At 70.3% G+C, this 11276-nt stretch carries 10 protein-coding genes and 1 pseudogene; 6 read left to right on the plus strand and 5 right to left on the minus strand.

Translation table 11 applies throughout. The features are described from left to right. Both GT045_RS02930 and GT045_RS02935 read left to right on the plus strand, forming a co-directional pair. Positions 1 to 201, plus strand: a pseudogene (locus GT045_RS02930) (immune inhibitor A); the annotation flags it as partial. Between the two features lie 368 nt (positions 202 to 569). After that, the gene (locus tag GT045_RS02935) at positions 570 to 1862 is read left to right on the plus strand and encodes a phosphatase PAP2 family protein (RefSeq protein ID WP_237538311.1); all 1293 of its coding nucleotides are present in this window, start codon (positions 570 to 572) and stop codon (positions 1860 to 1862) included. 107 nt (positions 1863 to 1969) lie between these two features. On the opposite strand, the gene GT045_RS02940 is transcribed toward GT045_RS02935, so the two are convergent. Beyond that, complete coding sequence (locus tag GT045_RS02940) at positions 1970 to 2866, minus strand: SDR family oxidoreductase (RefSeq protein WP_237538308.1); 897 nt, start codon at positions 2864 to 2866, stop codon at positions 1970 to 1972. 215 nt (positions 2867 to 3081) lie between these two features. Next, positions 3082 to 4800: a RecQ family ATP-dependent DNA helicase gene (locus GT045_RS02945; protein WP_161333192.1), complete on the minus strand. Its 1719-nt coding sequence runs from the start codon at positions 4798 to 4800 to the stop codon at positions 3082 to 3084. Between the two features lie 600 nt (positions 4801 to 5400). Here GT045_RS02945 and GT045_RS02950 point away from each other — a divergent pair. Beyond that, a complete protein-coding gene (locus tag GT045_RS02950; RefSeq protein ID WP_161333193.1) occupies positions 5401 to 6291 on the plus strand; it encodes a glycoside hydrolase family 19 protein in 891 nt (296 codons plus the stop codon). A gap of 102 nt (positions 6292 to 6393) precedes the next feature. On the opposite strand, the gene GT045_RS02955 is transcribed toward GT045_RS02950, so the two are convergent. The 3 genes from GT045_RS02955 to GT045_RS39420 form a co-directional block, all read right to left on the minus strand. Further along, positions 6394 to 6966 carry a pyridoxamine 5'-phosphate oxidase family protein gene (locus GT045_RS02955; protein ID WP_161333194.1) on the minus strand — a complete coding sequence of 191 codons (573 nt, stop codon included), beginning with the start codon at positions 6964 to 6966 and terminating at the stop codon, positions 6394 to 6396. A 187-nt stretch (positions 6967 to 7153) separates the two neighbouring features. Beyond that, positions 7154 to 7564 carry a hypothetical protein gene (locus GT045_RS02960; protein ID WP_345942533.1) on the minus strand — a complete coding sequence of 137 codons (411 nt, stop codon included), beginning with the start codon at positions 7562 to 7564 and terminating at the stop codon, positions 7154 to 7156. 250 nt (positions 7565 to 7814) lie between these two features. Beyond that, positions 7815 to 8264 carry a hypothetical protein gene (locus GT045_RS39420; protein WP_237538310.1) on the minus strand — a complete coding sequence of 150 codons (450 nt, stop codon included), beginning with the start codon at positions 8262 to 8264 and terminating at the stop codon, positions 7815 to 7817. 55 nt (positions 8265 to 8319) lie between these two features. Between GT045_RS39420 and GT045_RS02965 the strand changes: the two genes are divergently transcribed. The 3 genes from GT045_RS02965 to GT045_RS02975 form a co-directional block, all read left to right on the plus strand. Then, on the plus strand, positions 8320 to 8973 hold the full coding sequence (locus GT045_RS02965) for a hypothetical protein (protein WP_202526973.1): 654 nt from the start codon (positions 8320 to 8322) through the stop codon (positions 8971 to 8973). A gap of 122 nt (positions 8974 to 9095) precedes the next feature. Continuing rightward, positions 9096 to 10448, plus strand: a complete 1353-nt coding sequence (locus tag GT045_RS02970) for a Dyp-type peroxidase (RefSeq protein ID WP_161333196.1) — start codon at positions 9096 to 9098, stop codon at positions 10446 to 10448. Between the two features lie 40 nt (positions 10449 to 10488). Continuing rightward, the coding region (locus GT045_RS02975; protein ID WP_161333197.1) for a catalase at positions 10489 to 11276 on the plus strand (788 nt) is incomplete at its 3' end.

Genomic DNA, 11276 nt, shown 5'->3' on the forward strand with positions numbered 1-11276 from the left:
TACGACAAGCTGACGGTGACCGCCGGTTCGACGACCTTGGCGACCTACTCCAACGCCAACGCCGCCACCGGGTACAGCCAGAAGTCCTTCGACCTGTCTGCCTACGCGGGGCAGACGGTCACCCTGAAGTTCAACGGCGCGGAGGACTCCTCGCTCCAGACCAGCTTCGTCGTGGACGACACCGCCGTGACCACCAGCTGACCCACCCACCCGCACGCCCCGCACAACCCACAACCCGCATAACCCGCACCACCCGCACCACCCGCACGACACGCATGACCGTTCGCGATCCCGCACGCGGAAGCCGCCCGCGTGCGGGATCCGTGCGTCCTGACGTCCGTGACCGGGTCGCCTTCGACGGCCCGGGCCACCCGGGCCGCCCCCTGGAGGCGTCCGCACCCCGCTCCGATAACATGTTCAAACTTACGACGATCACCGGTATAACCAAATTTCGGACAATTAACCCATATCGAGTACAGACCAGACAATTGATACGTAGAGCGTCGCGGACACTTCCGCCCATAGTCAGCAGAATCAGGTTCGCCGCCGACGGCCGTCCCCGCACGCTCCTGTGGGCCGCGGCGGGCGCGGCGGGCCTGCTGATCCTCATCGCGCTGGAGGTCGCCGCACGTCACTACGGTCAGCCGGGGCCCGTCACCAACCAGGTGCGAGAGGTGCTCTTCGCGCCCAAGCCGGGGCCGCTGTACGGCGGTCTGGCACTGATGATGGTGGTGCTCACCTGGCGGCAGCGGTTCATCGCCGCCGGTGCCGCGATCGGCATCGACGTCGTCTTCGTCCTGGCGCGGTGGGCGGTGGGCGCCGAGACGGACGCCGACCACTTCTTCGGCAACGGCGCGTTGTGGGTCATGCTGGGCTGCGGCGTCATCGCGGTCACGCGCCGCGCCGGCGAGGAACGTCTGCTGCTGCTGAAGGGCGTCGGGCTCGGGCTGCTGCTGGTGGCCGGCCGCAAGACCGGCGACTCCTGGCTCTTCATCACCTCCAAAGCCCGCCCGGCCGTGCTCGACCAGTACGTCGCGGTCGTCGATCACGCACTGGGCAACCCTTCCTGGCTGGTGGGCCGGCTGCTCCGAGCCACCGATCCGATCGGCCCCCACCTTCTCGGCGTGGTCTACGGGCAGCTCGCGGTGGCGGCGATCGTCGTCGCGCTGTACCAGCTGCGCAACGTGGCCGCCGAGCGCCGGTTCCCGCGCCATCACCTGGTGCGCACCTTCCTGGTGATCGGCCTCCTCGGGCCCGGCATCTACATGCTGTTCCCGATGGTGGGGCCGGTCTTCGCGTACGGCCCCGGGGCCTCCGGCACCGGTGGCGTGCAGTGGGCCGTGGCCAACCTCTGGCCGAACACCCCGCCGCCGCTGCACCTCCCGCAGGCGATGCCGTACGACGAGATCACCCCGCGCAACTGCATGCCGAGCCTGCACACGGCGTGGGCCACCGCCATCTTCATCCACTCCCGGAAGGGTCCGCGCCTCCTGCGGGCCGCGGGGACGTTCTGGCTGATCGCCACGCTCACCGCGACGCTGGGCTTCGGTTACCACTACGGCGCCGACCTCATCGCCGGCGTGGTGTTCGCGCTCACGATCGAGGCGGCCTTGCGCTCGTTCGACCGCGGCTGGGACCGGCAGGGCATCCAGCTGGTCGTGTACGGCACCGTGGTCTTCGCCGCGCTCCTGGTGGCGTACCGGTACCTGCCGATGGAGGTGGCCCGGTATCCGGTGGTGTCCGGGCCCCTGCTCGTCCTGGCCATGGCCTCGGTGATCTTCGGGTACGTGCGGACGACCAGACTCTGGGAACCGAAGGCCGCGCCGCCGCTGCAACTGGAACCGCAACCCGAACCCGCGTGATCCGGCACCGCCGCCCCGGTAGCGGTCCGGCCTCGCAGGCAAACCCCACCGGGTGGGCGCCGGACCGCACGGGACCGCGATCAGCGTCCCGAGGCCCCTGACACTCGCTATCGGTCGGGGCGGTCCTCGATGTCTGTCTCACCTACGTAGGCGTTCCAGTCCGCGCGGCCGCCGGCGCCCAGGACGCCGGTGTCGGTGGCCAGTTCGGTGCGGGAACGGGCCCGCAGTTCGCGCCTGGTGGTCCGGGTGACCAATGCCGGGAAGAGCGGCCGCAGCGGCTGGCACCAGCGCAGCCACGGGGGCGCGTACACGTGGTGAGCGCGGTGGATGATGCCGGTGGTGAGCCAGTCGGCCACCTGCGCGGGGCTGTGCACCCTGCGGGCGAACCAGGGCTGGTTCTGGCGCAGGGCGCGCAGCACGGGGTGGTCGTCGATACCGCTGATCATGTCGGTACCGGTCCAGTGGAGGTAGGCGATCCCGACGGCGATGCCGTCGGGCTCGACCTCGCCGCGCAGTGCCTGGGCGAAGGCTTCCGCCCCCGCCTTGGAGGCGCAGTAGGCGCTCATCATGGGTGCGGAGCCGAAGGCGGCGGTCGAGGCGATCTGGAGGAAGTAGCCGTGTGTGAGCGCGAGTTGCGGGAGAAACGCCCGTACCGTGTTGGCGGAGCCGATCAGGTTCACGTCGATCACCCGCTGCCACAGCTCCGCCGGCGTACGGCTGAAGGGTCCGCCGGCCGCGATCCCCGCGTTGGCCACGAGGACGCTGGCGGGGCCGAAACGGTCGGCCACCTGCCGAGCGGCCCGGTCGAGGGCCGTCCGGTCGGTGACGTCCGCCTCGACGCACATGCTCGGCGACGGCAGGGAGGCCGCCGCGCGCCGCAGGGTCTCCTCCTCACGGCCGACCAGTGCGACCCTCAGCCCCATGCGGGAGAGTCGTTCGGCGAGCGCCTGGCCGACGCCGCGGGCCGCACCGGTGACGACGGCGACGCGTCCTCGCAGAGGCATGCCCGGACCGGCCACGCGCCCTCGCTGAGACATGCTCGGACCGGCGACGCCTCCTCGCGGAGGCGTGCTCGGACCGGGGGCGCCTGCGCCCGAGTCCCCGACGGAGCCCATGTCGATCCCTCGCTCTCCCCTGCCACCCCTCCTCCTCTACCCGGTCCCGGCACCGCCCCGCCGCTGCACCACCCGGGCGGCGCAACCTTTGCGGGTACCGTCCGTCAGGTGCCCGGCCGGTCCTCGCCCGGCCGGCTCAGCACCGTGAGGAGGTCGTCACGTTCCGCGAGGGCTTCCAGGGACAGGGTGCGGTAGCCGGCTTCGGTGAACAGCACGGTGACGCGGTCCGGTTCCTCGCTCAGCACCGTTCCCTCGCCCCACTGCTCGTGCCGTACCTCGGTTCCGCTCGGGTAGACGGCCGGGAGCGGCGCGGACCGCGTGGAGTCGCTCGCGTCTCCGCCCGCCCGGCGCGCCTCCTCCTCGCACGTGTCGCAGTTCCCGCACGGTGCCTCGAAAGGCTCACCGAAGTAGCCGAGGAGGAAGTGCCGCCGGCAGCCGGTCGTCTCGGCGTAGGCCCGCGCCATCTCCACCCGCGACCGGTCCGTACGGCGATGGGCCTCGGCCATCCGCTCCGCGCGCCGCACCGCCCGGTCAGGTGACACTCCGTCGGCCAGGCGCACCTCGCCGTCCTCGCCCGTCGCGAGGGCGTCGGCCTCCTCCAGGAGGTTGACCGCCGCGGTGACCCGTTTTCTGGACAGGCCCGTGTCCTGGTGCAGGCCCCGCAGGTCGACCGGGTCGCCGCGGTGGTCGTGGACCGCCTCGGCCACCTGGGACAGCACCTTGCCGCCCGGGGTCCGCCCCGCGAAGTACGTCTGCATCCCGGTGTCCCGCGCGCGGTAGTGCAGCACGGCGAGGGCGGCACGACCGTCCCGGCCGCAGCGGCCTGTCTCCTGGTAGTAGGCGTCCAGGGAGCCGGGCAGCGAGGCGTGCAGGACGAACCGCACGTCCTCCTTGTCGATGCCCATGCCGAACGCCGAGGTCGCCACGATGACGTCCGTGTCACCGGCCAGGAAGGCGTCGTGGATGCGGGCGCGTTCGCGGCCGCTCAGTCCGGCGTGGTACGCCTCGGCGGCCAGCCCGAGGGAGGCGAGTTCGTCCGCGTAGTACTCGCTGTCCTTGCGGGTCGCCGCGTAGACGATGCCCGGCTTGGGCTCGGCGGCGGCCCGTTCGACGACGGCCCGCCGGCGCTCGTCCTCGTCGAGGAAGCGGCGGACCTCCAGCCTGATGCCGGGGCGGTCGAAGCCGGTGACCAGCTGGCGGGGCCGGCGCATGCCGAGCCGTTCGGTGATCTCACGGCGCACGGGTGGGGCGGCGGTCGCGGTCAGGGCGAGGAGCGGCGGGCGGCCCACGCGCTGTGCGGCCTGTCCCAGCCGAAGGTAGTCGGGGCGGAAGTCGTGGCCCCAGGAGGAGATGCACTGGGCCTCGTCCACGACGAAGAGGGCCGGGCGTGCCTCGGCCAGCCTGTCCACGACGTCGTCCTTGGCCAGTTGCTCGGCCGACAGATAGACCAGACGAGTCCGGCCCGAGCGCACCTCTTCCCAGGCGGCCTCGGTCTCCGCGGCACCCACGTCCGAGTTGATCATGACGGCGCCCGGTGCCGCCGCGTCTTCGGGCAGGCCGGCGATCTGGTCCCTCTGCAGGGCGAGCAGGGGGGACACGACCACGGTGGGTCCCGCCAGCAGCGTCGCCACGACCTGGTAGACGGCCGACTTGCCCGATCCGGTCGGCATCACGACCAGGGTGTCCTGGCCTCGCATCACCCATTCCATGGCCGTGAGCTGCTCCGGCAGCAGCCGGTCCCAGCCGAACACGTCAGCGGCCGTGCGGCGCAGACGCCCGGGCAGGTCGTGGCGTTCCGCTCGCGGTCCCGCCTTCGTCGCCATGTGTACCGCTCCTTCGTTCTCGCGTCCTGCTCCCTGCGCCCCCTCCTCGGCCCTGCGTCTTTGCCCGGCCGGGCAGGGCGTCGACGGCCAACCGGGCAGGGCGTCGACTGTGCCCGTCCGGGCCGGGCATCAGCCTCGCCGGGCCGTACAGGGCGTCGGCCCGGTCCTCGGGTACCCGACGCGATTGCGCCTATCACCTGCGATTTCTCGCTGATGGCGCCGGTGGTCGGGCCGTCGGTGGGGTGAGTCGGAGCCGGGAGGGATCGCCCTGGGTCTCGGATCCAGCCGACGGTCGAGGCCCGCGGTTTCCGATCGGGGCGTCCGGTCGGGGCGTCCGGTCGGGGCGTCCGGTCGGGGCGTCCGGCGTCGGAGCGGGTCGCGGGCCGGACATCGCGGAGTCGCCGGTGGGGTTACCGAAGGTCACTCCCAGGGTTCCCTGCCAACGTTGTCACACTTATTGGTCTACACCTTGACTGGTACACACCAAGGCGCTTGAGTATGGCTCGCCATCCCCCACCCGAGCCGCCCCGGGCACCGTGGCCGATCCTGCGGGCTCCGCCCTGCCCCGGTGCCGCCTGGCTCCGCAGAGGAGTTGTCTCCGTGTCGAAGCGCTGTCTTTCCGCACTCCTGACCGCGGTTGTCATCGGACCCGCAGCACCGGTCCTGATGCCGGCCGCAGAGGCCTCCGCCGCATCCTGCTCGAGCTACCCGAGTTGGACCGCCGGCAAGTCGTACGTCACCGGTGACATCGTCCGGTACACCGACGGCAAGGCGTACATCGCAGAGCACGACAACCCGGGCTACGACCCCGTCATCAGCACCTGGTACTGGGAGCCGTACGCCTGCGACGGCGGCTCCACCGATCCCTCGGGCAGCTTCGTCGTGAGCGAGGCGCAGTTCAACCAGATGTTCCCGAACCGGAATTCGTTCTACACCTACTCCGGCCTCAAGGCGGCGCTGAGTGCCTATCCGGCCTTCGCGAAGACGGGCAGCGACACCGTCAGGAAGCAGGAGGCCGCCGCGTTCCTCGCCAACGTCAGTCACGAAACCGGCGGTCTGGTCTACGTGGTGGAGCAGAACACCGCCAACTACCCCCACTACTGCGACTGGAGCCAGCCCTACGGCTGCCCCGCCGGCCAGTCCGCCTACTACGGCCGCGGTCCCATCCAGCTCAGCTGGAACTTCAACTACAAGGCCGCGGGCGACGCGCTCGGCATCGATCTGCTGCACAACCCCAATCTGGTGCAGACGGACGCCTCCGTCGCCTGGAAGACGGGCCTGTGGTACTGGAACACCCAGTCGGGCCCCGGCACGATGACGCCCCACAACGCGATGGTCAACGGCGCCGGGTTCGGTCAGACCATCCGCAGCATCAACGGCTCGCTGGAATGCGACGGCAGGAACCCGGCCCAGGTGCAGAGCCGTGTCGACGCCTACCAGCGGTTCGTTCAGATCCTGGGCACCTCGGCAGGCGGCAACCTCTACTGCTGACCCGCGCGCCTTGCGGCATCCGCCGGGCCTGGGCCGGTCGCGCGACCGGCCCAGGCAGCACCGCGGGCGTGGTGGCCGGCGACCGGCGGACGTTCCGCCCGCTCAGAACGCCCACCGCGTGTGGGTGTACATCCCGTCGTTCCGGCCGAAGCCGTACGCCGTGGCCGGGGCCACCGCGAACACCACGGCGTCGCCCCTGCGGAACGCGTCCCCGATCCCGTGGAAGGTGCCCTCGGGTGAGGTGATGTGCGGCCCGTACTTCGCCTCGTACGCCGTGATCACTTCCTCCAGCAGTTCCGGATCCGCGACCTGCCGCGCCGTGCCCTCGACCACGAGGTCGAGGCCCTCCGTGAGCGAGTTGCCACCGGTGGTCAGTGCGCAGTGGGCGTCGTGGGCGAGGTTCCGCGCCTTCTGCTCCTCCGGGCCGGTGGAGAAGTACAGCGCTCCGTCGTGCCAGGCCGCGATCACCGGGGTGACGTGCAGCCGGCCGTCGGGCCGCACCGTGGACACCCAGAAGATCTCGGCGGCCTCCAACTGCCGTCGGGCCTCGTCCCATTCGGTGGCGGTGGCGTTCTCCGCGCCCGGGCGCGGGTGGAGCGCGGAGCTGTACCGGGTGTCCAGGTGAGTCGTCGGCCGCTCCGCGGACGGCCGCTCGTCGGGTCCTGCTGGGGGCATGGTGGACCTCCTTCTGTCGTCGACAACGACCGGCCGACCGCACGGAAATCATCGCCGCGTGCCGGTTCACCCTTTCACCGCCGGGTGTCCCCCGTACGGTTGCCTCACCCTCGACGGCGCCCCACTCCGTCGCGGCAGGTGTCGTCACGGCCGGAGGGGCTCGCGGTGCGAAGGTGGCCGTCGTCGCCTACGTCCCCGCGGGGCCGGTACGCTCACGGGCGGCTGCGGCCGCCTCCAGCAGGGTCCATCCGTCGACCTCCACCGCCCGCTGCTCCCCCGGCCGCCAGCCCCGGGCCAAGGCCACGTCGAGCAAAGCCCGGACGGCGCCTGGCTCGTGGAGGTTCAGTGAGCCGCCGTGGACGTACCCGACGTCGCCGGACCCCATGGGGAACCCGCCGGGGACGTACCGGCCCGGACCATCCGCGAAGACGATCCGCAGCGGCCCGCCCGTGCCGGCCGGCTGCGGGTACAGGGTGAGGGTCTCCCGGCAGTCCGCGGACCGGCCGCTGTCCAGCACACGGTGAGTGTGGCGGAGCGTCCACAGGTACGCGCGCCCGTCGGCGATCAGACGGCGGGGCTTTCTCCGGTTGCGGGCCACGGGGGCGAGCCTACGCCGCGTGGCCGACGGCAGACTCGGCCCCTCCGCTCGGCACGAGCAACCCCTGCAGCTCGTCCGGCAGCAGCTGCTCAACGGTCCTCACCGCAGCAACCCAGCGAGCCTGCCGATGAGATGGCCTGTCAGGGGCGAGCCTCCGAGATCATGGCCCCGACATCGTGCCTTACCGGGCAGGTGCACAGCTTGCCCGACCGGCAGTCCGGCTGAGCCGATCGAAGCGCCCGCGGCGATGTCAGCAGGGCGTGGCAAGTACGAGGATGATGGCGATGATCGGGTGCGGACTGACCGCGACAGCCGCCGCCAAGCCCAGCACGTCGCCGAGAGCTGCGCCCGTGGTCGCCTCAGGGTGGCGATTCGGTGCAGCGGGCCTGGCAAAAGCGGCGATCCGACGGTCTGTGCCGAGTGACGGGGTGTACGTACCGGCTGCACCGTTGTCTTCACGGCCGTGCGGAAGTGGCTCCCCGAACAGGCGACGCCCACCTCCCCGGCACGCCTCGCCGCTTCCGTCTTCCTGCTGCTGGCCGAACATGTCCTCGGGAGCCCCGATGACCTTGGACCGGCCTGCCGCACGCCTTGCTGACGTCTCCGGACCGGCTCGGCAAGCCGGCGTCAGAAGCAGCTTCTCCTTCTCAGCATGATCGCAGAGATCCCGCACGGAACGTAATCGTTCCTGGTGAAGCATGGAGTGAGAAGATGCGAGGCAGCGCGTCTGCGGTGAGCATTGCTATGTGAGGGCGATGGTGTCTCATGTCCAGGCGCTGGGTGACCCTCGCACCGATCCGTGGCAGGAGAATCCGACGATGACTCCGACACCAGGTGCACCTCAGTCAGCACATCCTGACCGGCCAGGCGCGTCGGAAGGGGTGTGCAGCGAGTTCACCGTATTCGCCAAGATCAAGCCGGGGCATACGGAAGCGCTCCGTCAGCTGCTGGCCGATATCGAGGGAAAGTCGGCCGACGAGGGGAACCGTGCGGCGATACAACAGATCGGCACTCTGCACGATGCGCGGTACGTGATCTTCGAAAACGGCACCCGATTCATGTTCGCCAGCGTCTTCGACGGTTCCTGGGACACGTACATCGACGACTTCGCAAGGACGGTGGTCGGGCAGGTCTTCGAAGAGGTCTTCTCGCACACCGAGGGGTTCCCTGGCATCAAGGATCCCGGGGTGAAGGAGTGGTTCCTTGCTCATCAAGCGCCCGCAGGGGCTTTCTTCAGCGCCTATCCGGACCTGACCGTTCGGCAGATCTGGAGGGACCACGAAGTGGACGAGGCGTTCGAACAGGTGCTGGACACCCCTGAGTTCCGGGCGGCGTTGGAGAACCCGGCCAACGCGCAGTTGCTCGCCACGCCGGCCTTCCGGCACCTGCTGGAGCTGGCCGCAAGCTAGGCAGGTCGCGCGCGGCACGCCCAGCACTCACAGCAGGCCCGATGCTGACGGACCGCGTCGGCGGGCGCGGGCCGCCCACCGAGGGCTGTCAAGGCTACGACTGATGTGGAGCACAAGGCGTCATGGACACGACAGCGGATGACGGCGCGGGCACGGTACGGGTCGAGATCGATGACATCCAGAGCGGAGCACTGCGCCCACGGCCCGTCCCGTACGAGGGAAAGTACCTCTTTCTGCGCGTCGATGACCGACGCGCCGGGCGCGCCCTGCTGCGGCGGCTGCTTCCGCTGACCGCCGTCGGCCTGCCCAGCACGGACCGGAGCCAGGATGCCTGGGTTGCCGTGGCGTTCACCTACGCGGGACTGCGGGCCCTTGGGGTGCCTCAGGAGTCGCTGGACAGTTTCCCGCAGGCGTTCCGCGAGGGCATGGCCGCTCGGGCGGAGCTGATCGGTGACGTGGGCGAGAGTGCGCCGGCCCACTGGGAGGCACCGTTCGGAACGGGCGATGTCCACATCGCGTTGAGCGCCCTGTCCTCCGACGCGGCGCAGCTGGACAAGGAGCTGGAGCGGGTCCGGGTCGCGTTCGAGGGCACGCCCGGTGTCCAGGTGATCTGGCAGCAAGAGGTACGCCAACTCCCGACCGGGCGTACCACCTTCGGTTTCCGTGACGGCATCAGCCATCCGAACATCGAGGGCGTCGGACTGCCCGCCTCCAACACGCAGGAAGCTCCCATCAAGGCCGGCGAGTTCATCCTCGGCTACCCGGACGAGACCGGGAACCTGCCTCCCATGCCCACCCCCGAGGTGCTCGGCCGCAACGGCACCTACGCTGCTGTGCGCAAGGCCCACACCGACGTGGCGGCCTGGCGCCGGTTTCTGCGTGCGAACAGCTCCAGCGCCGAGGAGGAGGAGCTCCTGGCGGCGAAGATGGTCGGGCGCTGGCCGAGCGGAGCACCGCTGGCGCTGGCGCCGGAACACGATGACCCGGAGCTGGCGGCGGATCCGCACCGCGTCAACAATTTTCTGTACCGGGAGAACGACGACCGCGGCTTCCGGTGCCCCGCAGGTGCACACATCCGGCGCGCCAACCCCCGCGATTCCACCATCATCGGCGACGCACGGATGCATCGCCTCATCCGCCGCGGCACCACCTACGGTCCGCCGCTACCGGAGGGCGTGCTGGAGGACGACGGTGCCGACCGTGGTCTGGTCGGCGTGTTCCTCGGCGCCCACCTGGAACGACAGTTCGAGTTCATCAGGGCCGAGTGGATCAACGACGGCAATTTCATCGGCTACCCCGGTGAGAAGGACGCGGTGGCCGGGCATCATGGCGGGACCGACACCCTGACCATCCCGGAGAAGCCGGTCCGGCGGCGTCTGCAGAACCTGCCCGATTTCGTGGTCACCCGGGGCGGTGAGTACTGCTTCGTACCGGGGCTGCGCGCCCTGCGCTGGCTCGCGGAGCTGGAGGACTGAGGGCGGTTTCCACCACGGTCTTCGAGGAGGGTCCGACACCATGGCAGCACAGTTCGTCCGCTACACACCTGACATCGAAGCCGACGATCCGGACTTCGACCGCAATCTGCAGACGGTGATCGGCAAGACCGAGAGCTACATCGCCGACTCCGTCGAAGCCGGTGGCACCGGCCGGGCCCTGCGCGATGCCCATGCCAAGGGCTACGGGCTGGTCCGGGGGGTCGTGGAGATCCTGGACGGGCTACCCCCCGAGTACGCCCAGGGCATCTACGCGACCCCGGGGACCCACGACGCGCTCATCCGCTTCTCCAACGGCTCGCCGCACGCCGGAGCCGACGCGAGGCTGGGCGCCGCCACCGGACTGGCCCTGAAGATCTTCGACATCCCTGGTCCGACCCTGCTGGAAGACGAACCGGACACGGGCACCTTCGACTACGCCAACATCAACGGACCGATCTTCTTCTGCAACACGGTCGAGCGCTACCTGTTCATCCAGGACCTGTTCCTGGCCGCGCCGACCTACTTCTCCCAGGGCCGACCCGGTGCACATCGCTTCTTCACCGACTTCGTCACCGGCAAGGGGACCCTGGACCAGGACGACTGGGCGTGGGACGAGTTCCTGGCCTTCCTGCGCCTGGCGAAGACCCCTCCCGCGAACATACTGCTGTCGAGCTACTGGACGATGGGCGCGGTCCGGCACGGCGACTACATCGCCAAGGTCCGCTTCACTCCCGACCCGGCCGCCGCCGCCGCGGTGGTGAGGCGCGACATCGACCCGACCTCCGCGGCGGAGGTCTTCCGCCCGGCCCTGCAGGCCGAGCTGCAGGA

Source organism: Streptomyces sp. SID486 (assembly GCF_009865385.1).
Classification (GTDB): Bacteria; Actinomycetota; Actinomycetes; order Streptomycetales; family Streptomycetaceae; genus Streptomyces.